At 51.3% G+C, this 23,349-nt stretch carries 21 protein-coding genes; 1 reads left to right on the top strand and 20 read right to left on the bottom strand.

The genetic code is table 11. The features are described from left to right. From HUU59_04565 to HUU59_04475, 19 genes are all read right to left on the bottom strand, one after another. The gene (locus HUU59_04565) at nucleotides 1–1,692 is read right to left on the bottom strand and encodes a CTP synthase (protein ID NUO18702.1); all 1,692 of its coding nucleotides are present in this window, start codon (nucleotides 1,690–1,692) and stop codon (nucleotides 1–3) included. A 5-nt stretch (nucleotides 1,693–1,697) separates the two neighbouring features. Beyond that, nucleotides 1,698–2,423: a 3-deoxy-manno-octulosonate cytidylyltransferase gene (kdsB, locus tag HUU59_04560; protein ID NUO18701.1), complete on the bottom strand. Its 726-nt coding sequence runs from the start codon at nucleotides 2,421–2,423 to the stop codon at nucleotides 1,698–1,700. Continuing rightward, complete coding sequence (gene gatC / locus HUU59_04555) at nucleotides 2,420–2,710, bottom strand: Asp-tRNA(Asn)/Glu-tRNA(Gln) amidotransferase subunit GatC (protein NUO18700.1); 291 nt, start codon at nucleotides 2,708–2,710, stop codon at nucleotides 2,420–2,422. The genes kdsB and gatC overlap by 4 nt, the downstream gene beginning before the upstream one ends. An 80-nt stretch (nucleotides 2,711–2,790) precedes the next feature. Further along, complete coding sequence (locus tag HUU59_04550) at nucleotides 2,791–4,611, bottom strand: ABC transporter ATP-binding protein (protein NUO18699.1); 1,821 nt, start codon at nucleotides 4,609–4,611, stop codon at nucleotides 2,791–2,793. Then, entirely contained in the window at nucleotides 4,608–6,350 is a 1,743-nt protein-coding gene (locus HUU59_04545; protein ID NUO18698.1) for an ABC transporter ATP-binding protein, read from the bottom strand. Before HUU59_04545 ends, HUU59_04550 begins: the two co-directional genes overlap by 4 nt. A gap of 80 nt (nucleotides 6,351–6,430) precedes the next feature. Continuing rightward, nucleotides 6,431–7,345 (bottom strand): DUF4340 domain-containing protein, encoded by a 915-nt coding sequence (locus HUU59_04540; protein NUO18697.1) that lies wholly within the window; start codon nucleotides 7,343–7,345, stop codon nucleotides 6,431–6,433. Next, nucleotides 7,342–8,934 (bottom strand): Gldg family protein, encoded by a 1,593-nt coding sequence (locus HUU59_04535; protein NUO18696.1) that lies wholly within the window; start codon nucleotides 8,932–8,934, stop codon nucleotides 7,342–7,344. Before HUU59_04535 ends, HUU59_04540 begins: the two co-directional genes overlap by 4 nt. Before the next feature lie 3 nt (nucleotides 8,935–8,937). Beyond that, nucleotides 8,938–9,648, bottom strand: a complete 711-nt coding sequence (locus HUU59_04530; protein NUO18695.1) for an ABC transporter permease subunit — start codon at nucleotides 9,646–9,648, stop codon at nucleotides 8,938–8,940. A gap of 2 nt (nucleotides 9,649–9,650) precedes the next feature. Next, complete coding sequence (locus HUU59_04525; protein ID NUO18694.1) at nucleotides 9,651–10,583, bottom strand: ATP-binding cassette domain-containing protein; 933 nt, start codon at nucleotides 10,581–10,583, stop codon at nucleotides 9,651–9,653. A gap of 153 nt (nucleotides 10,584–10,736) precedes the next feature. Beyond that, entirely contained in the window at nucleotides 10,737–12,353 is a 1,617-nt protein-coding gene (locus tag HUU59_04520; GenBank protein NUO18693.1) for a serine/threonine protein kinase, read from the bottom strand. Between the two features lie 32 nt (nucleotides 12,354–12,385). After that, a complete protein-coding gene (locus HUU59_04515; protein NUO18692.1) occupies nucleotides 12,386–13,873 on the bottom strand; it encodes a sigma 54-interacting transcriptional regulator in 1,488 nt (495 codons plus the stop codon). 62 nt (nucleotides 13,874–13,935) lie between these two features. After that, nucleotides 13,936–14,619: a hypothetical protein gene (locus HUU59_04510; protein ID NUO18691.1), complete on the bottom strand. Its 684-nt coding sequence runs from the start codon at nucleotides 14,617–14,619 to the stop codon at nucleotides 13,936–13,938. A gap of 241 nt (nucleotides 14,620–14,860) precedes the next feature. Further along, nucleotides 14,861–16,486, bottom strand: coding sequence for a T9SS type A sorting domain-containing protein (locus HUU59_04505; protein ID NUO18690.1), 1,626 nt, complete (start codon nucleotides 16,484–16,486; stop codon nucleotides 14,861–14,863). A 204-nt stretch (nucleotides 16,487–16,690) separates the two neighbouring features. After that, a complete protein-coding gene (locus HUU59_04500) occupies nucleotides 16,691–16,843 on the bottom strand; it encodes a SelT/SelW/SelH family protein (protein ID NUO18689.1) in 153 nt (50 codons plus the stop codon). 77 nt (nucleotides 16,844–16,920) lie between these two features. Further along, nucleotides 16,921–17,604, bottom strand: coding sequence for an SDR family oxidoreductase (locus HUU59_04495; protein ID NUO18688.1), 684 nt, complete (start codon nucleotides 17,602–17,604; stop codon nucleotides 16,921–16,923). Beyond that, complete coding sequence (locus tag HUU59_04490) at nucleotides 17,592–19,277, bottom strand: hypothetical protein (protein ID NUO18687.1); 1,686 nt, start codon at nucleotides 19,275–19,277, stop codon at nucleotides 17,592–17,594. The genes HUU59_04495 and HUU59_04490 overlap by 13 nt, the downstream gene beginning before the upstream one ends. A 92-nt stretch (nucleotides 19,278–19,369) precedes the next feature. Continuing rightward, a complete protein-coding gene (locus tag HUU59_04485) occupies nucleotides 19,370–19,921 on the bottom strand; it encodes a hypothetical protein (protein NUO18686.1) in 552 nt (183 codons plus the stop codon). Between the two features lie 168 nt (nucleotides 19,922–20,089). Then, on the bottom strand, nucleotides 20,090–20,596 hold the full coding sequence (locus HUU59_04480; GenBank protein NUO18685.1) for a hypothetical protein: 507 nt from the start codon (nucleotides 20,594–20,596) through the stop codon (nucleotides 20,090–20,092). Further along, nucleotides 20,593–21,177 (bottom strand): sigma-70 family RNA polymerase sigma factor, encoded by a 585-nt coding sequence (locus HUU59_04475; GenBank protein NUO18684.1) that lies wholly within the window; start codon nucleotides 21,175–21,177, stop codon nucleotides 20,593–20,595. Before HUU59_04475 ends, HUU59_04480 begins: the two co-directional genes overlap by 4 nt. 168 nt (nucleotides 21,178–21,345) lie before the next feature. Between HUU59_04475 and HUU59_04470 the strand changes: the two genes are divergently transcribed. After that, the gene (locus HUU59_04470) at nucleotides 21,346–21,768 is read left to right on the top strand and encodes a hypothetical protein (protein ID NUO18683.1); all 423 of its coding nucleotides are present in this window, start codon (nucleotides 21,346–21,348) and stop codon (nucleotides 21,766–21,768) included. Here HUU59_04470 and nadB read toward each other — a convergent pair. Continuing rightward, complete coding sequence (gene nadB, locus HUU59_04465; GenBank protein ID NUO18682.1) at nucleotides 21,692–23,326, bottom strand: L-aspartate oxidase; 1,635 nt, start codon at nucleotides 23,324–23,326, stop codon at nucleotides 21,692–21,694. The two genes, HUU59_04470 and nadB, sit on opposite strands and share 77 nt — an antisense overlap. Nucleotides 23,327–23,349 lie beyond the last annotated feature (23 nt).

Genomic DNA, 23,349 nt, shown 5'->3' with positions numbered 1-23,349 from the left:
CTACTCCTCTATCACTGTTTCAAGTTTCTTCGCCGAAACCACATCCTTTGACTTCGGTTCTCCAAAATTCATACATGCACCGACGAAATCCCTGAACAGCGGATGAGGATGCGTAGGTCTGCTCTTCAATTCCGGGTGAAATTGAACTGCCAAAAACCACGGGTGGTTTTCCAACTCAACTATCTCGACCAAATCGCCACCCGGCCAGACACCGGTGCATCGCAAGCCGGCCTGCTCCAGTTGTTCCCGATACTGATTGTTCATTTCAAAACGATGCCGATGACGCTCAGTGATTGCATCGGTCTTAAAGGCCGCATGTGCCTTGGAACCGCGAGTCAGGAAGCACGGGTAGCTTCCTAATCTCATCGTCGCGCCTTTCTGTTTCAAGCCGCGCTGTTCGGGGAGAAGGTCAATGACCGGATGCTTTGTCGCAGGAGCGAATTCCGTAGAGTGAGCCTTCCGCAATCCGCACACATTACGCGCATATTCAATCACTGCCGCTTGCATACCCAGGCAAATTCCGAAAAATGGTATGCCTTTTGTCCGGGCATACTGAATGGCCGCAATCTTGCCTTCAATGCCCCGTTCTCCAAAACCGCCCGGCACAAGAAGCCCTGAACAACCGGACATCAGATCCTTGGCATCGCCACTCTCAAATTCTTCAGCTTCCACCCACTTCAGATCAACCTTGAGTCCATGAAATGCCCCTGCATGAATAAAAGACTCGATAATGGACTTGTATGAGTCGCGAACTTCGACATACTTCCCCGCGATGAGAATCTTGACCGAACCGGTCGGATGCTTGATTTTTCGCACGACCTGCTGCCATTGACTGAAGTCAGGTTCCTTTCCTCTTAAGCCAAGCTGGTCGAGCAGGCGTTTTCCCATTCCCTCGCGCTCGAAAATCAAAGGCAATTCGTAGACCGTATCCACATCGGGAACATCAAACACGTCTTCTTTTCCAACATTGCAGAACAAGGCAATCTTATCCTTGACCTTGCGGTCGAGCGGCCTGTCCGTACGACAGAGCAACAAATCTGGCTGAACTCCAATTTCTCGAAGCTCCTTCACGGAGTGTTGAGTCGGCTTCGTCTTTACTTCCTGCGCTGTTGCGATGTAAGGAACTAATGTAAGATGAATGTAAACGCAATTCTTCGGGCCGAGCTCGAGGCCGAATTGCCTGATTGCTTCAATGTATGGGAGACTTTCGATGTCACCTACCGTGCCGCCGACCTCGACCAAGACGACGTCATAGACTTTCGAGCCACGCGTCACAGCGAGCATTCTCTCGATGATTTCGCCGGTAATATGGGGTATCACCTGCACTGTTGCGCCGAGATAATCGCCTTTACGTTCCTTTGAGATTACCGTATGGTAAATCTGACCCGTCGTCGCGTTGTTTGCACGGGTCATGTCTTCATCAATGAAACGCTCGTAGTGCCCAAGATCGAGATCTGTCTCCGCTCCGTCCTCTGTTACGTACACCTCACCATGCTGAAACGGATTCATTGTACCCGGATCCACGTTGATATACGGATCCAGTTTCATCATGGACACCTTTAAGCCGCGAGCCTTCAGGATGCGGCCTATCGATGCCGATGCAATACCTTTACCCAGGGAAGACACGACTCCGCCTGTGATAAACACATACTTCGTGCGGCTTGCTTTTCGCGAGTTCTTTTGCGGAGACATGTTAATTAGTGGGTTCGGAGAGATATAGTCTGGAGGTCTTCTGGAGTGTCAACGCCAACCGATGAGCTGTTCACAGATACGGTTCTGATTTCGTAGCCCGCTTCAAGCCAGCGGAGCTGTTCAAGGCTTTCGACTTGCTCAAGCGGGGACGGCGGCAATTTCACCAATTCAGCGAGTACTTGCCGGCGAAAGCCATAAATTCCCAAATGGCGAAAGTAAGGCGAGTTTTGCAGCTTGTTACGTTCGAAAGGTACGACAGAGCGGCTGAAATAGAGCGCTCGACCGTCTTGTGCGACCACGGCCTTCACAACGTGAGGCCGTGCAAGGTCCTCGACTCTTGCAGTGGGAACGACCGCCGTTCCGATCGACACGTCTGGCATCCTCATCAGGCCTGCCACTGCCGCAATTACCTCAGGCTCCATTCCAGGTTCATCACCTTGCACATTCAAGATGATATCGTATTGGCCCATGTCTTCCGCTGCGGCTGCCACACGATCGGTTCCCGAGGGCAACGCCGAATCCGTCATGACCGCCTCGGCACCGAAGCCTGCACATGCCGTAAGAATTCTTGAGTCATCCGTTGCCACAACCACGCGGTCAATTCCTGATGCCGCTTGACACTTCTCCCACACGTGCTGCACCATGGGCCGACCCCACAAGAGCGCTAACGGCTTTCCAGGAAACCTCGTCGCCCCGTAGCGTGCCGGAATGACGACCGCAACCTTGCTCATCCGCCTAAAACTCTGGGGAGACGGAAATACTCTTCCGTTCGGTCCGGCGCATCCCTTAACACTACCTCTCGAGGCAGGGACTCATGCGGAACATCGTCCTCAAGCAGAAAGTCGCCCTTGACAGGATGGACCATGGGCTCAACGTCTGAGACATCCACTTTCTTGAGCTGATCGAAAAACACAAGAATTGAGTTCATGTCCTTTTGCAGAGCCTCAATCTCATCCTCTGTAAGTCTCATCCTCGCAAGCTTCGCAAGGTTAATTATGTCGTTGCGGGAAACACTCAATGGACGATTATTCCAATAAAAACAATATTTTGCTATTGCCGACTATATTCTCGTTAAGGTAGCGCAAAATACCCCAAAAGTCAAGGGACAAGCTGCTCATCTTTGGCGGACTCCGACTGCCCGAACTGCAGCCTGTACAACCTGTAGTAGATTCCGCCCAACCTCAATAGCTCCTCGTGTGTTCCTTCTTCCCGCAGCTTGCCGTGATGCATGACCAGAATTCTATTGCAACTCTGGATGGTCGATAACCTGTGGGCAATGATAATTGAGGTTCTTCCCTCCAGTACCCTTTCAATGGCCTGCTGAATCAACTGTTCCGTCTCCGTGTCTATAGATGCGGTTGCCTCATCCAGAATGAGCAATTCGGGTTTTCTTAGAAGAGCACGCGCAAAAGCTAACAATTGGCGCTGACCTGTGGAAAGCGTGGCACCGCGCTCAACCACGGGTTCAGCAAGGCCGCCAGGCAGTTTATCGATAAACCTGTTGGCAAAAACAAGGTTTGCGGCCGCTTTCACATCTTCCTCTGTGGCATCTGGCTTCCCATAACGAATGTTGTCCGCTATATTTCCTGCGAAAATGAACACATCCTGCAGCACAATACCCAACATCGACCTGAGTTCTGCAAGAGGATATTCTCGAATGTCCCTCCCTTTGATTAGTATTTCTCCCTTTTGCACGTCGTAAAACCGTTGCAGGAGCGAGATGATTGTAGTCTTTCCCGCACCCGTCGCACCGACAACAGCAATGGACTCGCCCTGTCTGACGGCAAAACTAACGTCCTGTAATATCCATTCATCAGGTTTGTAGGCAAACCACACGTGGCGAAACTCGATGAACGGCGCATCTGATGCTGCTGTCGGCTTATCCAGAGAGCGCGAATCAGAAACTTGGATTGGCTCATCCAACACATGAAACACTCGTTCAGCAGCTGCCATTGCCGCCTGCAAGATGTTGTATTTTTCCGCGAGGTCGCGAACCGGACGATAAAACCTCTCAACATACTGCAGAAATGCGACGAGAGTGCCGACTGTCACGGTTCCTGCAATCATCATCGTTCCTCCGCCCCAAATGATTGCGGCAATCGCCAGTGCTGAAATAAGCTCGACACCGGGGAAGAATAACGCGTAGAAGAAGATCGTATCGAGATAGGTATTCTTCAGTGCCCCATTCTGCTCCTGGAATCTCTGATAGTTGTGCTCTTCCCTTCCGAACAGCTGCACGACGCGCATGCCCGTGATATTTTCCTGCAAGTATCCGTTCAGTCCGGATATCTGCGACCGGGTCTGCCGGTAGAGATCGCGCACTTTCTTCCTGAATGCGAATGTCACAACAATGAGTATCGGCACAACCGTCAACGTCAACAGCGCCAATTTCCAATTGATGGCAAACATGACGATCATGATGCCGACAAGAGTGAACACATCACCAAAGATTGCGACCATGCCTGAGCCGAACAGTTCATACAGCGCTTGAACGTCTGAAGTAACCCGAGTCATGAGCCGTCCGACTGGATTTCTGTCAAAGTAGGGTACGGACAACCGTTGCAGCTTCTCAAACACATCCCGGCGAAGCCGGTACATGATAATCTGGCCGGCCTCGCCGGTCAAGTATACCTGACTCCATCTGAGCGCCGCGGATACGGCGGCGACACCGACAAACAACACGACAATCTTTATCAACCCCGGCATGTCTCCGTTCGCAATGTACTTGTCTATGGCTATTTTTGAGAGCCACGGACCTGCGAGTTCAGCGGCCGCACCGAGCAGTAAGAGGCCTACGGCAAGAAAGAGTTTCAGTTTCTGATTCCCGACATATCCCCATAATCGCCGCGCAAGAACCGAGTCATACGCTTTTCCCATGACATCCCGTTCTTCGGCGGACTTTGCTGATGCGGCACTCATTCTGTGTGCTCCAGTTCTTCCTCTAGACGTTGGCGACGCTCCATGTCCGCGTAGTATCCATCAAGCTTCACAAGCTCGTTATGTGTTCCCTGTTCCACAATCTCCCCATTCTCGAGAACAAAAATGCAGTCGGCCTCTCGCACTGTTGACACGCGGTGTGAGATCAGGATAGAAGTCCGGTCGCGCATGAATTGTTTCAGTCCTGAAAGTATCTCCTCCTCGGTGTGAGTGTCTACTGCGGCAAGCGCATCGTCCAGAATCAAAATAATCGGGTCGCGAACGAGGGCCCTCGCCAATGCAAGTCGTCCCTTTTGTCCACCGGAAAGTGTCACTCCGCGCTCACCCACCAAGGTCTCATACCCACCCGCGAAATTCTCAACATCCTTGTCTATTCGCGAAACCCTCGCGGCCTCCAACGCTTCGGAGCGGCTGGCATCAGGTTTGCCGAAGATCAGGTTATTGTAAACCGTCTCGGAGAACAAGAAAGCGTCCTGCGGAACCATGGCGGCCGAATTTCGAAGTTCATCAATGTCCCACTCAGTAGTTGGAATGCCGTCTATCAGTACTATGCCTGACGTCGGGTCGAGCAGTCTTGGTATCAAGTTTATCAGAGTTGACTTGCCGCTGCCCGTTGAACCAACGAACGCGACAGTCTGGCCCGGTGAAATTACAAAGGATATTTTCTTCAGCACGGGCTCTCTGCTGCCGTAAGAGAAGGATACATCCACGAAGCGAATCTCACCCCGCCGCTCTTCCGGAACTTGAGGTTCCGCCGGGTTGACAATCTCCGGCTTCGTGTCAAGAAGTTCCTGGATTCTCTTCATCGAAGCCGCACCGCGCTGAAGAATATTCGCAACCCAACCGACCGCAATCATCGGCCAGGCAAGCATGCCAAGATAGCCGACGAAGGCTACAAAATCACCGACTGACATTTCATTCCTGATTATTCCCCATCCTCCGATCAGCAGGATCACCGCCGCACCAACTTCGAAGAAGAAACCCATGAGCGGGAAGAACAATGCCTGCACCTTCGTCATGGCAAGATTTCGCTTCACATACTCGCGATTGAGCACATCAAATTTCGCGAGTTCCTGATCTTCCTGCGAAAACGCGCGAACAACTCGTGCTCCCGAGAGGTTTTCTTGCGCCTGATCGGAGAGTTTGGAGTACTGCTCCTGAATATCCGTGGTTAGCTTGTGCGTCACTTTGCCCAATTTATACACCGAATAACTTACCAACGGCGTTATGGCCAGGGTGAGAAGCGTCAGTTTCGGTGAAATCAAGATCATCAGCACGAGTGAGAATATCGCTGTCAGCGCCGTGTCAATCGGATACATGAATCCCGGTCCAAGGACGTTGCGGACGCTGTCCAAGTCATTGGTCATTCGCGCCATCAAATCGCCAGTACGGTTCCTTGTATAATATTGTACAGGTTGCGCCTGAAGATGGGCAAACACCGCCGCTCGTAGGTCCTGTTCCACATAACGGGACATCCCAATCAAAAGCATTCTCATGTAGTATCTGAAAATGCCTCCGACCAGAAAGACTCCAACAATCAAGCCGGCATACTTTGCAAGCTTGACCGAGGAAACATCACCATTCAGGTCATCAACGGCCAGTTTCATGATCCAAGGAGCAAGGGCGGAGATTGCCGTTGAAAATACGGCAGCAATGCTTCCCCAAATAATCTTCTCACGATATGGCCGTAGATACGGCAGTAGATGTCGAAGTGAGTTCACTCTAACCTCTCCCCATACAAGACAAAGCCTCCGGCGTGAACCGGAGGCCTCGCGGTTGTCGCGGCACAATCCTGCCTTTCTTAACTTGCAGGCTTCGCTTTCTCAATCAAATCTTCCTTCTTCTTGAGCAGCACATCTGCTGTACTATTGTAAATCACGAAATCTGACAATGCACCTGACTTTCTGACAAAGTACTGCTTCTCGTCACGGGGCATAAACTTGAGTTCCGTTACCGAACCGTCTAGCATCTCGGCTGTCACAACGCCTTTGGGATTCGCGAAGGTGGACTCAGTGAGTGTATCCGCGAATTCCACTGTATTCATGCGGGACAGCATCCGGGTAATTCGTTCGACATTCTGCTTGACTGCCGGGAATTCAACGCCGTTCTCCGTCGCGTGCCAGACTGTATCCTGCCTTTCGAGAACAAGCAGGCTATTGTCCAAAGAAATGGTAACTTTTCGGATACTGTCCATCGGCAAGGCCGTAATCGTCTTGTCGCGCCAGTCCGTCCGCTGCCGCTTAAATGTCGAAGCATGATTGCCGCCGATTTCCCAGACTTCCTTCTGACCTTCAATTCGCGCATAGCTGGTCTGCATCGTCGGTCCCGCCTTGCCAAGAAAGATGGAGTTTTCCTTCCCATTCGCGCTGAAGTTGACCAAAACACCCTTTGCTGCATCAACTTCAAACTCCGGATAGCGGTCGGGCTTATCAGTTACCATTGCTTTCTTAGACATTTGCGAGAAACGCTGCAGAGCGCGGCCGACATTCTGTGTGTTTGCCGGAAAGACCTTCTCTCCCATCACTTTCCAACCATCTCCTTCCTTCCGAAGTTCAGTAGTATCCGTGGAAGTAATGATCTTCATGTAAGTTATGGAGGCGCTGTCGGCCTGAACAAGCGGAATATCCGTCTTCGCAACCGGCTCGCTTTGTGACATGACCCAGTAAATCGCGATCAAGGCAAAAAGTACGGCGGCAAGTACTGCAGTCTTGTTCATAATGTTACCTCCTTGCGCTTCCGACGATTACGCCATCTCATCGCACCCAACAGCAGAACAAGTGCCGGCGGACCTATCAAGTTTGCAAGTTTCACGCGCTGTTTCGTCTCATCCGTGATGTTCGGGTTAAGTGGACGTACGGCAGCATCTCGGGATCGTATCGCAAGCAAGTCGGTATCCTGTGACAGCCAGTCAATTGAATTTAAGAAGAACACAAGATTTGGTCCGCCCTGCTGCATGTATTGGCCTTGGAGCAGGTTGCCATCACCGACAACTATCATGCGGGTGTCACTGCTTTCGGTCAGTATGTTTAACGTCGGCGCTACGGCCGTGCTGTCGGCCGGCAAAGGTACCGATCGGCCTTTGAAATACGACGGGAATGTACCAGTTAAAGACACTGCGAAGAGTTTCTGACCGCCTGTGAATTGCGATCGCTCTCTCCGCGCTTCCGGACTAATGTCAAACTGCCCAACCTGCACCATCGTGTATTCGGAGGATTGAATCAGCGAAGTAATCGACACGTTGCCTTCCCCGGGTCGAACAGTGTCAATTGAACTTGGGAAGAACAGAGTACCGGCGCTGAGCCCCTTCGTGACAGGATGATCCTGATTGAAATTCACAACCTCGGGGAATGCCGGATAGCGAACCAAATTGGTCATCATGAAGATTCCCTGCTGTCGCTGGATATTGATCATGGCTCCGTTTGCATCTAGAACAAGATTGTTCGCAACGGTAAAGCCATATCGCCTTGTCCAGTCGTCAATGTCGAGTTGAAGCTGAGTGGCCTGCGACGTCGAAGCATCACCGGATACCTTGTTCACAAACCAGGCAACTTTGCCTCCCCGCATGATGAACTGGTCAATTACAAACTTCGTCCAGTCATCAATCTGTTCCTCCGGCTGCACAACGCAGAGGACGTGCACATCGTCCGGGACAAGTTCCGCTCCTGACTTCGTGTTTATCGGCACGACTTCATAATGCTTTGACAAGGCCGTAGCCACAGTCCGCAAATCCTGTCCTAAATCGGGCGTCCCGTAATTGGTCAGGAAACCGATCTTCGGAAGCTCTTTGGACACGAGACGTTTGATCGTGGACGTCATCTCGTACTCAAAGTTATTCACAGACTGTATCAACGGAATAGTCTCGTGCTTGTCACCGTAGATGAGCACAAGACCCATGTAGACTTTCTTCAGCTGAAGCGCATCCTTCTCCATGACGTTAACTTGCGCGGGCTGAACACGATAGCTCTGCGCTTCGCGCTCAAGCTGCTCCTCGTCGGCGGGGTCCACGAATTCATAGTAGAAGTTGCCATTGCCGTATGTTCGGTAGTCCTCGAGAATGTCGCGAACATACCTCGAATTCGCATTATAAGGTGCGGGCAAGTCCTTTGTGAAATACGCTTTTACTGTCAGACGATCTGTTAATCCGCCGACAACGTTGCGGGACGCCTGACTTAGCGTGTAAATTGACTGCTCGGTCAAGTCCGCACGGGCAAACAGCTTCAGGCCGATTAGATTCACCACGATGATAATCGCGGCGATCACAAGTAGTGTTGAAATATTTGAAACTGACCAGGTTTTCGTGCTCATTTCTTAGTCTCCCCGGCGGCGAGAAAGTGCGTGGCTTGCCATCAGTAAAGCAAAGAAGATGACTGATGCAAAATACAGGACATTTCGGCTGTCTATGACACCGCGCGCGACATTCTGAAAGTGATACTCGATTGCCAGATACTCGAAAATCCCTGCGATAGCACCCGGCAGGAAAAACAGAATCTTGTCGGCAATGAAAAAGAAGAACGATATGAATAAGGCCAGAATGAAGGCGACGATCTGATTGTCTGTCACAGACGAGGCAAAGACACCAATGGCAAGGTAGGAGGCTGCCATGAGCAGCAGACCGATATAGCCTGCGACGGCCTGTCCCGTATCCATGTCACCCAGACTGCCAACTGTAAATGCGTAAACGATCGTGCAGGCAATCAATACACCGATTAGTCCCAATGCAGCAAGATACTTGCCGACAACTATTTCGGAATCTTTAATCGGGTACGTATATAACAGCTCGATTGTGCCGGTTTTCTTCTCCTCCGCCAGCAGTTTCATGGAAAGCGCAGGTATGAAGAACACAAACAACAGCGGTACGATTCCCCACAGAGTTCGCAGATCCGCTTGATTCGCCAGGAACAGATTGCTTGTGAAGAAATAGCCGGTGATAATCAAGAAAAACGTGAGAACGATGTAGGCAACAGGTGAATCAAAGTAGGACTTGAACTCCCGGCGCGCGATGACAGTAATGTTGTGCATGTTTAGGCCGCCGTAAGTTTGTGGAAGACTTCTTCGAGACTCTGTGTCTCGGGGATCATCTCTAGTAAAGTCCAGTTTTCCCGAACCGCAAGCTTGAATACTTCTTCACGCATGTCGGATCCCGGACCACTCTCTACACGGAGTTTTGATTCTCCAGGCTTTGAGGTTTGGACGTTTCGAACTTCGTCCACCGACTGAAGACTCTTCAACTTTGCGATTGCGCCGTCCGCGGAGCCCTTCAGAGTCAACATCAGCACTGTCCGTCCCTGTAATCCCGCTTGCAATCCTTCCGGAGTATTATCAGCAACAAGCTTTCCGCTGCTGATTATGATTACTCTTGAGCAAGTGGCCTGCACTTCCGACAGAATGTGCGTGGACAAGATAACTGTCTTCTCGCGGCCAAGTTCTTTAATGAGTGCTCTGATCTCGACAATCTGATTTGGGTCCAGACCGGCTGTAGGTTCGTCGAGAATCAAATATTCCGGATCGTGGATTATTGCCTGGGCAAGTCCGACGCGCTGGCGGTAGCCCTTCGAGAGCTGACCAACGTCCTTGCCAAGCACCGCGACCAGACCACAGCGATCCACAACTTCCTTTATGCGGCCCTTTTCCTTATCCTTGGCAATCTTGCGGAGTGCGCACACGTAGTGCAAGTAGTCCAGAACATTCATGTCTTGATAGACTGGAGCCATCTCCGGCAGATAGCCTATCTTCTCGCGTATTGCCAGCGAGTCCTTTTCCATGGTCAGGCCGTCTACCGTTATCGTTCCCGAAGTCGGAGGCATGTAGCCTGTGATCATTCGCATTGTCGTGGTCTTGCCTGCACCATTTGGCCCAAGGAAACCGAGAATCTGGCCCTTTGGCACATTCAGCGAGACCCCGTCTACGGCTTTTGCACCACCGTAGGATTTGGTCAAGTTTTGAAGTTCAATCATGGATCAGAATGAGAGTTGCTTTTCGATTGGAGTTGTAGCAATTATGGAAATATACGCACTATTCCAGCGCGAGGTTCCCAAATTTGTAAATATCTAAGTATAATAAAATCAATATAATAAAGAGTGCGTCTATAAGTGAGGAGGAGCTAATACTTACATTTGAGTCAAATCAACTCGCACCTCATAAACTGGATCCCCAGACTCAAATATCAGTTCCTTTGTATAGGTTGGAAACTCCGGATGCCTTAGTTCGAGAACGTGTTTGCCCAAGGGTAGAAATACTATTTGCGTTGAAGGGGTTCGGAATTTCAATTCGCCGTCTACATAAACGTCTGCCCATGGCCTAACCGACGCAATTCTCAGGCGAGCGATAGATTCCTGCAAGTTCACTGCGATCTCAGTCGTGTCACCCGGCACTAACTCAATGGTTCGCGAAACCGGAAGCTTAACCTGATCATTCAGAAACAGCAGTGTTCCCTTTCCCTGAGGAAGTTGAATAGGTGTAAGCATTGGAGTCGTTCCAAGCAGAGAGTCGTTGTAGAAGACACGGGACCACGGTGTGCTTGTTATTGTTGCGAAAGCCGGTCCCGTTGGCTTCTCCGGTTCTACTTGTCCCAGAGCTGCAGGAAGTGAGTCACGCTTCTCAGGAGTCTTCGGCACCGGAACGGTGTCAGCGATTGGGCGCACAACTTCATCCACAATGGATGAATCGAGTGCAGTATCGGCGGGCTGATGCGGCAGAGTGTCCACCGGCACAGGTCTTTCCTCTTCAGTCACGAATGTACGCGCGTCACGTTTTGTTGTTATCAGGGCAACAACTGTTGCAATCAATAGAACGGCGGCAGTTCCGTACCAGATTAGGCTTCGTTTGCGCGAAAGCACTCCCGATGGGGTTCGGACGCCTACCGGCTCCACACGGCCTTCGCTGCCCAAGTATTCTGCAACCTGACCGAGGTCAAATGTGCGAATAACAGGGTCTGCCAGCAACGCGTTTCTAACTACCGAAGCGCTGTGCGGCCGTTCGGATGGATCACGTTCAATCAGCTCTTCGAGAATCATTCGCACATTGATCGGAATCACGTCTGCATAAAGATTCAGATCAGGCGGCCTGTACTTCATCACATTCTGAAATGCCTCACCGAGATTCTCTCCCTGAATCAGACGCAGACCTGTCAACATTTCAAAGAGCATGGCTCCGCAGGTGAATAGGTCTGTCTGCGGTCCCGTTTCACCTCCCAGCGCTTGCTCAGGCGACATATAGGAAGGTGTGCCGACGACCATCCCCTCTTGAGTCACTGCCGGCAAGTCACGCAAGCTGGCGAGACCGAAGTCCGTGATCTTCACCACGCCATTCTGTGCAATCAGGATGTTATCGGGCTTCAAGTCTCGGTGAACAATGCCGTGTGCATGCGCCTGTTCGAGACCTGCCAGAATTTCCGTTATGATGCGCAAGGCAAGACCGATTGGCAGGATCCCACGATTCTTGAGAAGACTGCCGAGCGTGATCCCGTCAACGAATTCAAGCATGAGAGAGAGTGAGTCCTCTCCCGCTTGAATATCGTAAATCTGAACTACATTAGGGTGTGAAATACGGGCAATCGCACGTGCTTCCCGCTCAAAACGAATCCGCAGATCGGAGTCACGGGCGAACTGCGGATGAATTGATTTGACAAGTACTTTCCGGTCGAGACTGCTGTCCCAACCCTCCCAAACCGTGGCCACGCCGCTCCGCGAAATTTCGCGAACGAGTCTTACGCGCTCATCATTCATACATTACGTAAAGGTGCATTTCCCGGTATCGGTCAATTGCTTCCGTCTTTCCACTCTGCCAACTTGTAATGCAGCCATCGCAATGATACCCCAAGCGCTGACGCTGTTTTCGTCTTGTTGCCTCCCATCTCGTCCAGCGTTCGCATGACGTAATCACGCTCGTGTTCGCGTAATGACCGGGACCCGCCGGGTGTTTTCAGCACTCTGGGAATGATCAACTCATCCGGTGTGATGTCGCGATCGCCCGCAAGAACAATGGCACGCTCTATCGCATTCTCCAGTTCGCGAACATTACCCGGCCAATGGTAGCTCGACAAGAGCCGCATCGCTTCGGGTGAAATCCTCTTTTCCTGTGTGCCGCTCTTTGCAGCGTATTTGCTCAAGAAGTGCCTGACAAGAAGAGGAAGGTCGCCGTCACGCTCGCGCAGAGGTGGCATGTTTATTGTTATAACGTTCAACCGGTAGAACAGGTCTTCGCGAAAACTGCCTCGTTCCACTTCCTTCCCAAGCGGTTTGTTTGTCGCAGAAATAACCCTGACATCAACCCGTCTGGTTTCCGTATCTCCTACACGTCGGAACTCACCGTCCTGCAGCACACGCAAAAGCTTGGCCTGAATGGACAACGGAATGTCCGACACTTCGTCGAGAAAAAACGTCCCGCCGTCCGCAATTTCCAAAAGACCCTTCTTGTCCGAAACCGCGCCGGTAAAGGCCCCGCGCTTGTGGCCAAAGAGTTCGCTCTCTAACAGTGTTTCAGACAGGTTTCCGCAAAACTGGGCAATGAAAGCCTTATCACGCCGCGGTCCATTATAGTGCAATGCCCGTGCTACCAACTCCTTTCCGGTGCCGGACTCACCTTCCAGCAGGACACTGATATCTGCATGAATTATCTTGTTCAGAAGTTCGAAAACATCTTGCATGCGTGCGCTGTTTCCGATGATCTCCTTGAACTGGTACGTTCTCTGGACTTCACTTCGCAGTTGATAGTTCTCATCCCGCAAGCTGCCCATCAAGCGCGCATTCTCGATGGCGATAGCACACAGATTCGAAAAGGCCTTCAAAAAGGCCAGCAATTCATCCGTGAATCCTTCACGATGCTTGCGGCTGTCAAGATAAATCGCTCCGACTATCTTCCCGCGAAGAAGAAACGGAACCGCCATGACTGCACGAATCTGATTGAATATGACCGATTCCGCACCGGCGAAACGCGGATCGGTCTGCGCATCTATCGTCAACACGCCTTGCTGCGATTCAATTGCCCCCATAACGATGGAGCGGCTGATTTCGGACACGGACAGCGCTGATTCAGGCGAAATGTTGCGTGCTGTCCGCACGGAAAGACCGGTTCCGTTGCCGTCTTCACGCAACACAAGAAATCCCCGCTCCGCATTTACCGTCTGAATCGCTATATCCATAATCCGCTCCAGCAGCGAATCTATGTCCCAGATGGCGTTGAGAACCTGGGATATGTCAAACAGTGCCTGCAATTGCTCGCGCGGCAGCGCGGGCTGCGTGGTCATGCCGGCGGGACCCGGAATTCTGGCAGAGCTTTCCATGTGTTGTTTGTTTTGCGAAAAGTGCTTCACTGACCGCACAGGTCAGTGCAGATCTCACGATAATTAAACGTACCTGAAGTTGATCCGGCACGATTTCCATTCTGATCAACAACAAACAATCGCCACCCGTAGAAAATCAAGTTGTTGCTGTCGGACGGGAAGAACTCTCGATCCTCCCACTCAACCCATACCGTCGTATCCTGCGGCGAAATATCATGCACAGTCAGTGATGGAACAAGATCGAAATTGGAATAATAGAATCGGATCTCCATCTCGGTCGCCTGACCTTCGCCGTTCCATCTGTCCCAGCTGAAAAACCGGTACTCCGGACAGATGCAATTCGCCGGGTTCAACGGCCATCGAGGTGTCGGATACTCCCGAAACAGGTTCGGATAGAGCACGGAACGCTGAGCAGTTGCGCCGGAGTCATCCTCAACCGTCACGGTGATTACGCTGCCAACATAACGTTCTGCAGCAGAGTCGAGTTCTGTCTCCTGTTTGGTGAGAACCCACATTGCCTGCGGTGCATCATACACCATTTGTCCGAACATTCTTCCGTTGATCGTCACCACAACGTTGTCAAAATTCAGGTTCTCGTCCGGATCAGAAAGCCTTGCCAACACCACGACTCCACATTGGTCTTCCGTTGGAAAATTGACGCAGTTAGTGTTTACAATCAGCGTGTCCACAGAAGGGGACCTGTTTGGCACTGGCGGGTCCACGTAAACGGGGGAGCTCGGATCGTACGGGTTAAGCCGCTCCGGTGTCCAAGAGCACCCAACTGCGATCAAGGTAAGGAATATGGCCTTTGTCAGATCATTCATACATGAAAGGTATTGACAATTTGCGCGCAAGTCAAGCCGCCGTGCACACTTCGTGCATTATTTAGAAACTAAATAAAAAAAGGGTCGCCTGTTCTCCAAGCGACCCGCACAAAACCATAAAATTTCTCTACTTAACGAATAAGAGGCGCTGGGACCCGATGACTCGACCGCCAAACTCTGCCTGAGCCACATACAGCCCTGTAGACAGTCCAGAGGCATCGAAGTGCACATTTTGCAAGCCAGGAGAATACACTGGACGGGACAGCTCGTAAACAGTCCGCCCAAGCACATCCCACACCGTAATGTGAAGAACACCCGAACCATTGACCGCGATCGGCAGTACGGTGGCCGGATTGAACGGATTCGGATATGCAGCCTCCATTACGGCACTTCCAACAATCCCGGGTCGGTCATGTACGGGTGACTGTTCCTGATGGAAGTAGAACCTGCCGATATCAAGTCTGGTGTCATCCGGGTCATTACCGTATGCCGGATCGCCCCGATCTATGCACGGCGAAGTGGGAGTCAAACTGAAGAACGCTGCCAATTCCTCATTGGAATTCCAATGTCCCCAATTACCAACCATGGCGAAATCAGGGTTGTCTTCCCAAATCGAATCACCCAAGAATACTGTTAACTCATCAAACGACTCATAAATCACTTCAGCGGAATTGAAAAGTGGATTCTCCGGCGCATAATCCAATGACAAACCTGGCTCCATCCACTTTACTACGTAGTCGGCATCGATTCGGCCTGTGCCACTCGTGTTAAAATATATGTCCACGGGGCTGCCCATAATGGTAGTCGTGGAGTTCACGCGGATATAGGCCGTCCTTGAAGCGAAGAAGCAGCTCGATGTATACCCTGCCGCGCCGCGCACCGTAATGGTCATCTTGGAAACGTCAAGGTTTCCGTTCACCTCGTTCAGTACACCTAGTGCCATCTGAGAATAGCTTTCGGCATAAACAATCGTGAAGTCGAGGTCCCAAGACTGATCACCGAAGTCCGGCGTATTGCCAAAACGTGCGCCAATCACATTCAACGGTGCCCTGACAATGATGTTATTGGCACTCAAACATATGTTCGTGCTATTCTCAACCCAGAGACCGGCAGTCGAGTTAAACGGATCTATGGGATCACCGGGGCCGAGCGGTCCGACTTCAGCTTTCAGGAAATTGTCACGGAATATATTACCCGGAGCTTCGTTACAGTCCGTCGAGGCAAAACCAACCAAATTGTTCAGTTCAACGACTCGCGAGTACAAACCGGAAGTCACGAACGAGTTGCGCCGGGCATGCAACTGGCCGGAACTAATTCTCAGGCAATTCTCAGATGCACGAAACGAACAATCATTCAGCTCCAAACCACCGTCAACAAGTTCAACGCATTGACGCGCCAAACCGACATCCGACATGATGTGAACACTGTTGAACAGGTGCCACACCGATCCGGACAATCTGAAACCGCGCCAGTTCTCTACCGAATAGACGTAAATAGGGCTCAAGACTGAGCCCTCCATTCGCAACACACCTTCTGCATCGAAACGGCCGGACCCCGCAAAAAAGATATGCGCGCCACCTTCAACAATCAGGAGTTGTCCCTCAGGCACGTATGCGCCCGGCTGAACAATTACAGAATCACCAGTATTCCACTTACCCCATACAGGACCTGCGGGGACGTTAATCACCCCGGCCCCTGCAGCGCTGGCAAGGGTCATGCAGATCAGAATCCACTTCGTGAAGTTCATTCTCATTGGGAATGTCCTGTCAGTTTTCTGCTGCCTTTACAGCAAAAGTGGTGTAACCTTCTGTTCTTCGGTGATCTACGACGTCAGAGGCGATACAAAATAAACAAGCTCCCGTGCCGAATACACGGTTGCTGATACAATATACTGTCGGACTTGTGTTTTGTCAATTATTCCTGACACAAATCCAAATTAATTTCGTGACAGGAAAACCTATTTATCTTTCAATAATTCAATAACTTCTGAGTCTGTGGGAAATCTGTGCTCCTGCAGTTTTGAGAAAAGGAGGATACCATTCTTGCGAATCTCAAATGCACCACCACCCGAGCGAACAAGTTCAGGATCCGCAAATCCTTGTTTTTTCATAGATTCAGCCAAACTGGCTGCCCTGGGGCCGTAGTTTCACTGAACGCAGTATTCAATTGACCATTTCATTCAGGCACCTATGTGTGAATCTCGCTTTGACCTATCAGATATTCATCCGGCTGCTCACGAAGAACGTGCATTAGTCCGTGGACGATCTCCTCGCACGTCAATTCTCTCTGGCCGGCACTTGTTCGCATACTTCCGAGAAAAACTTCAGATATGATAATCTCCTTGCTATCCAGTTCCTTGCGCAGAGCCTTGATAAAGATCCGCAGTGAAGCCTTGCTGGTAGAATTCGCGACCGGATGTTCGTCCGGTGACAGTGCGGCGGCACTCGACATCACCACTGCATGACCCCTGCCAAGCCTCGAAAACATCGTCTGCACCAATTGAAAGCAGTTCACAAATCCGTAGAAATTCGCGCTCATCGCCGTGGCAAGCTCGCCTTCGGAAACTTGACCAGCTCGTTCATTAGACATCACACCGACGTTGTAAATCAATCTGTCAAGTCGCGGCGACCACGCGCTGAATTTGGTCAGCATATTCAAGACACTTTGCGAGTCCGTGACATCCGCAACGAAAGCCGAACAGCCGACTCCATATTCCTCGAGTCTGTCCTTGTAACGATACAGCAAATCCGAGTTCTTCGAGACCAGTCCGATCTTTTCTCCGTTCCGGCCAAGTGCCCTCGCGACTTCAATCAGGTCACCTGAAACACCAACGATTAGTGTGGCAGCAGCTTCCTTTTCTAAAGATTCCACCCGAATCCCGCCTTCCACTCTGTCCGATCCTGCATACGACTTTCAGAGATTGCGTCAATCTCAAGCCGTAAATTGAGATTAGGCAAGACCTCATAACGCGCACCAAATCTGATCTTGGAGGTCTGCTCAAATCTACCGGATAGGAACGGAAAACTTTCGTTGTTGCCTTCGAAGTTCGTCTCGTAGATAGAGCCGCCGACATTCTCAGTTTCAGTGTTCGCCCCGTGATTTTGTCTTTCATATCCGACAGATAGATACAGCGGATAAAATGAAGCCCCCAACCGGAAATTGATAAACTCACTGTTTGGTTCGCGTGTATATCCCAGAGGCGATGTCCAATGCGAGAAGGTATTCACCTCAAAGAAGTGCGAATAGACAAATGGACGTATCTTGGTGTATTCAATTCGCGCGTCAAACTTCTCCCAGACGGGTTTCGGAATGATTCCATGAGCTCCCACCGTAAAGGCATTCTTGCTGTTGCCTGTACCTCGAAACAGGTCGCTTACCAGCACGTCATCAAGCAATAGTTCGCCATAAATCTTCAATCCCTGTATCGGCCGCCACTTGCCGTCCAGCGAGATCAAAAGATTGTCTTTGTCGTCGTTAGAATGCTGAACACTGTACAAGAAATTCAGCGGCGTCAAATAACCTAACTGCAGCCCTCGGTCACCATAAACAACAGCCTGCGAAAAGGCAAGCAGCACATTGTCCCGGGGAGAAATTTCGAGCCGTTGAGCCGACAGATACTTCTGAGCATTGATTGTACGAGGACGGCCATCCGGATTGGTGTAGAGTGTGTCTGCCGGTATTATTGACTCCAGAAATCCGTGCAGAAATGTATAACTGACTCGGTTGAAATTCGCGTCGAATCGTGCATAGTCGAACGGCGGCGCATAACTGTTCAAGAGAAGTCCGCCAAAATAACCCGGTCCCCATTTGTGCCGGCCGCGACCTGCTGAAATCGCAAGGTTTCTTCCGTAGTATTGTAGAATGGATTCAGAGATGTCGTAGGATGTCCCCCCATCCCCTTTCAACTCGGCACTCGCAACATTGTCTTCATAGAGTGCAGCACGACTGCTGTAAGGCCCGTTCCCTGCCTCCGTGATGTCCCGAAAGTCCACCATCCCGTAGAGACGCGAATCATATCCTGCCTCAACACGAAACCCGCCCGTGAACTGAGTTATTTTCCCGCGCTCGTCGTCGGTCTCGATTACTCGAAGCCCGTAAACGGGTTGGACGGAGAAGGCAAAGTTGTCGTCGTCCGAACCGTATGTATAGAAATGGTAGCCGTCTGCATAAAACTTCCTTAGAATCGTCGGCCATCCGGCATTACGGTACTTCATACCGTGCTCAGAGGGTCCGCCTATTCGTAAACCGCTCATTACTAGATGGCGACTGGCATACTCCCCAAAATATCGGTTCCACTCTTTGGCCGTGATTCTTTGCATTTCACTGACTTCGTTCTCCGTGAAATCAAAGTAATCCGTGTGTCGAACAGGCCGCCGATTGACGAGATTTGGCCTCGCTCCGTGGTTCAATCTATACTTTGTTGAAGTCTCGAACCGTTCCATGTAGTCATTCCATCCATGACTCAACAACGGGAACTCGCCTGTAAAGGCGAGCCCCGGTACTGAAATCACGAATAACACGACTATTGCTGACGCAAGCCTCATTTTTCCAATCTACCGAATCCCGCACCAAAACTCAATAGTTTCCAAACAAAAAGGGCTGCCCAACGGCAGCCCCCTGGCCCGGATTCCGTAATCTATTTCTTGTCAGCCGTGTACATGGCCTTCTTCATCATGGCCGCCCGTTCTTCAGGGCTGGACTTCATGACGTGCTCTGCACAACCTTCGCAGCAGGTGCTCAATTTCATGCCGTTTTCGACCACGCAAGGGGTTTTCGCCCCGACTTCAAAGGTACCGCCGCAAGCGCAGGTCGCCATTTTCTTGCCGTCCTGCATGATGCAGTTGGAGGCCATCTCCTTCGCGGCAAAAGACCTTTCCCAGTCCATGATGGCCTTGATCATCTCCTCCGCACTTGAGCCCTTCATTTTCTCCGCGCATTGCTGACTGCACGAGTACAAAGTTAGTCCGTGGATATCGACACTTGCGGATTCGGAAGTCACCTCGAACTCCTTGCCGCAGGTGCAAAGGGCTGACTTGTGCTCTTCCTTGACCGCAAAAACATTGTTCATAGTATGCAGCGTACCCAGCTCAACATCATCAGCGGCAGGCTTGACCAATGCGTGATCATCAGCCTGCGCAGAAACGACTGCCAGACCGAGGAAAAGCAGCAAACCTAATGTCTTTTTCATCCTACTACTCCTGTTTGAATGTCCGGAACTTGATCACTTTTGCGCCAAGCATCTTTGATAGTTCCTTTGCAAACAATAATATACTGGTTTGTATAGAGTAAGTCAAATCTTGGCGCAGAAAAAAAGAGGCGGCCTAGTGCCGCCTCAAATCGCAAATTCTGCGAATTATTAGGCTTCCGCTCCCCAATTTTCGTGAAGAATGGCATAAGCGACTCCCAGAATTGCAACGGGAATCAGGAGACCAAGCAGAAGAAAAGGTTGCTCAGCAAACACTCGCGTTCCCAATGCAGTGTCCAGCCATCCCGCTCCTTGCGACAAGTCGCCGACTGCTTTACCCCAAAGATCCTCACCCCAAATCAAGGCAATGATCAGAAGGCCAAAGGCAGGCGCCAGCCCCATAACCCAATCCAGCCAGTTTGCCTTCTCTCTCGCCGGCATGACAATTACGCGCGGACGCGTCTTGCGAATAACTTGAGCCGTGAAATCTACCGACGGCCATTCAACCGGCAAGTGGTTCAGGCCAGTATCAAGCTTTTGCATCTGGCGGTACAACCGGGCAAGCTTGTCATTCGACTTCAGTTCAAGTTCAAACTGCGCAGTTTCATTCGGGTCCATTTCGCCGTGAATCCGGCGGCAAACCCGTTCAATCATCTGTTCGTATCTGATTTCGTTCATTCTAAGTCCTCCAAACTGTCTCCAAACAGCCGCTCGCGCAGCCACGCTTTCCCCCGAAACAAGTAGCTCTTCACCGTTCCTACCGGCACGTCCATAATATCCGATATCTCATTATAAGACAGTTGCTTCAAATAGAACAGCACCACGGCGGTGCGATGCTTATCCGGCATCTCAGGAAGCAGCCGTATCATCTGCTCCTTCAGCCGTACTTCTTCCCCATAGGGATTGTCTTCGTCCTCTACAAACTGCGGGCCCCGCTCTACCGTTGGGTCATCAATGTCGAGAAACTGTGACCGCGACCGGGCGGTCTTGCTTTCAGCGATGGCCAAATTCAACGCAATCCGATAGATCCACGTCGAAAGTTTACAATCGCCCCGAAAATTATGCAAACCCCGCCATACTCGTACAAATACCTCCTGAGCCAAGTCCTCCGCGCTCTCGACTTTTCCCGACATGCGCGCGACTAAATTCAAGACCATACCTTTGTACTGGTCAATAAGTTCTGCAAAAGCCCGTTGATCCCCCGCCCGAATCCGCTCAACGAGTATTAAGTCCCGTTCATCTGTAGGCGGAGCTGACACCTGTTCCCCTTTTTATAATGATTGAGGGGGGTTTGTTGTTCAAGGTTGCAACTTTCTTCTGTCAGTCTCGCTCATATCTTTCGAATGGAGCCCGCTGAAAGGGATTGCTGCACATTCGCCGATGCCCACATGGGATTCAGGTATCGGCATAAGCCTAGGAGATTTATAATGTTAAGTGATGTGATGGGAGCGCTGATTGGTCTGGTGACCGTAAGTGGACTCCTCCTCCTAATCCTCATCGTTGTCATCATGGATAACCGGACTCGCCGTATGCGGGTCAAGCTCCTCCATGAAGAGAGGATGATTGCACTTGAAAAAGGACTTCCGGTCCCCATGGACTATCAGGACGGCATCTCGCGCAAAAAGCGCCCCTACGTCAGAGGACTCGTTTTTCTGGGCATCGGAGTCGCTATGCTCTGCTGGTACGCAATGTCAGCCGATGGCGACACGGACTTGGGAGGCATGGCTATGGTTCCGACGTTCGTAGGTTTAGCCTTGATTCTCGGAGACTGGCTCAACGAAAAGAAGGCTGCGGCAAAACCGAAAGTCGAGACAGTCGACTATGCGACGGAGCCTGTGAAGTATCCATAACGGGGTAGTCCGTGCTGTAATGCAGCCCTCGACTCTCCTTTCGTGCAAGGGCTGAACGCACAATCAGCTCGGCGACAAGAACAAGATTGCGGAGTTCTACCAAATCCGGACTTACACGAGTCCTTTGGTAGAAGTCCGCAATTTCTTTTGTCAAGAGCTCGAGTCGGGCTTGGGCACGCTTAAGGCGGCGCGTCGAACGGACGATTCCCACATAATTCCACATGGTCCGTCTGATTTCTTCAAGGTTGTGTATGAGCAAAACCGCTTCATGTTCAGTGTGCGTACCTTCAGAAGACCAGGCGTCTGCCGGCGGCAGTTCGGGACACTCGTGCAACCAACGTTCGCAATCCTCTGCGGCATTGGCGGCAAAGACTATGGCCTCCAAAAGCGAGTTTGAAGCGAGCCTGTTCGCGCCGTGCAGCCCGGTGCAGGCCACTTCACCAATTGCATACAGTCCCTGGACAGTGCTTCGTCCTTGTATATCCGTTTCGATGCCGCCGCACTGGTAATGCGCCGCCGGGACGACCCAGATCGGCTCTTGTGTGAAATCAAAACCCTTTTCCCTGCAGCTCCGGTCAATATACGGGAATTTCGATCGAAGCAGTTCCGGCTCTAAATGAGTGCAATCCAGCAACACATATGCATCTCCCCGCTGCTTCAATTCCGCGTCTATCGCCCGGGCGACTATATCGCGGGGAGCGAGGTCGGCACGACTATCATACTTCGGCATGAACGCTTCACCGTCAAGTGTCCGAAGAATTGCGCCTGCCCCACGAAGAGCTTCCGTAATGAGATGGTTCTGAACAGTATCGTCCCGATCATACATTGTGGTCGGGTGAAACTGGAAGAACTCCATATCCGAGATAACTGCTCCGGCCCGATAGGCTGCGGCAACGCCGTCTCCCGTCGCTATGGACGGATTTGTCGTGTGCTTGTACACCATTCCGGAACCACCGGTGGCCATGACCACAGCTTTGCCTCTGACCGGGGATATGGCCCCATTGCGCGAATCCAAAACGTACACGCCAAAACAGCGTTGGCCGTTCAATGCTTCCGCCAACTTGGGTCGCGGTGAAACCAACAGGTCCACCATTACGTGGTGCTCGAGAAGCTGAACACTTCCCTGTTCACGTACTCTTTGAAGGAGAACACTTTCAATCTCCTGACCCGTTTGGTCCTTATGATGGAGAATTCGTGCCCGGCTGTGTCCCCCTTCGCGTGCCAATTCAATCTCGCCGTCCCGCTTGGTAAAACGAACCCCACGGTCAATCAGCTCTTGAATGCGTGCAGGAGCACTCCTGACGACCATATCCACTACATCCATTTTACAGAGCCCTGAGCCGGCATTAATTGTGTCTGATGCGTGGAGCTTGAAATCATCGTCGGTCGCGGTGACGGCGGCGATTCCTCCCTGTGCCCAGTTGGTCGCGGATTGAGCAGAATCCTTTTTGGTGACGAGTAACACATCGGCGAATTTCGAGCAATGCAGCGCCATTGACAGACCTGCCGCTCCGCTGCCAACGATGATTACGTCAACGGTGTGGGGAAGTGCACTCAAAAGAATAAAACGTGGATCGGAGG

Source organism: bacterium, from assembly GCA_013360195.1.
Lineage (GTDB): Bacteria > Electryoneota > RPQS01 > RPQS01 > RPQS01 > JABWCQ01.
This window is presented reverse-complemented; position numbering and strand designations above follow the sequence as displayed.

Excerpts from the sequence above, each read along its gene's own strand:
- kdsB (NUO18701.1), bottom strand. The coding sequence starts at position 2,423 with ATGAGCAAGGTTGCGGTCGTCATTCCGGCACGCTACGGGGCGACGAGG.
- HUU59_04485 (NUO18686.1), bottom strand. The coding sequence starts at position 19,921 with ATGAAAAAGACATTAGGTTTGCTGCTTTTCCTCGGTCTGGCAGTCGTT.
- HUU59_04540 (NUO18697.1), bottom strand. The coding sequence starts at position 7,345 with ATGAACAAGACTGCAGTACTTGCCGCCGTACTTTTTGCCTTGATCGCG.
- HUU59_04530 (NUO18695.1), bottom strand. The coding sequence starts at position 9,648 with ATGCACAACATTACTGTCATCGCGCGCCGGGAGTTCAAGTCCTACTTT.
- HUU59_04470 (NUO18683.1), top strand. The coding sequence starts at position 21,346 with ATGTTAAGTGATGTGATGGGAGCGCTGATTGGTCTGGTGACCGTAAGT.
- HUU59_04565 (NUO18702.1), bottom strand. The coding sequence starts at position 1,692 with ATGTCTCCGCAAAAGAACTCGCGAAAAGCAAGCCGCACGAAGTATGTG.
- HUU59_04550 (NUO18699.1), bottom strand. The coding sequence starts at position 4,611 with ATGAGTGCCGCATCAGCAAAGTCCGCCGAAGAACGGGATGTCATGGGA.
- HUU59_04480 (NUO18685.1), bottom strand. The coding sequence starts at position 20,596 with ATGAACGAAATCAGATACGAACAGATGATTGAACGGGTTTGCCGCCGG.
- HUU59_04535 (NUO18696.1), bottom strand. The coding sequence starts at position 8,934 with ATGAGCACGAAAACCTGGTCAGTTTCAAATATTTCAACACTACTTGTG.
- HUU59_04525 (NUO18694.1), bottom strand. The coding sequence starts at position 10,583 with ATGATTGAACTTCAAAACTTGACCAAATCCTACGGTGGTGCAAAAGCC.
- HUU59_04490 (NUO18687.1), bottom strand. The coding sequence starts at position 19,277 with ATGAGGCTTGCGTCAGCAATAGTCGTGTTATTCGTGATTTCAGTACCG.
- HUU59_04500 (NUO18689.1), bottom strand. The coding sequence starts at position 16,843 with ATGAAAAAACAAGGATTTGCGGATCCTGAACTTGTTCGCTCGGGTGGT.
- HUU59_04505 (NUO18690.1), bottom strand. The coding sequence starts at position 16,486 with ATGAGAATGAACTTCACGAAGTGGATTCTGATCTGCATGACCCTTGCC.
- HUU59_04520 (NUO18693.1), bottom strand. The coding sequence starts at position 12,353 with ATGAATGATGAGCGCGTAAGACTCGTTCGCGAAATTTCGCGGAGCGGC.
- HUU59_04515 (NUO18692.1), bottom strand. The coding sequence starts at position 13,873 with ATGACCACGCAGCCCGCGCTGCCGCGCGAGCAATTGCAGGCACTGTTT.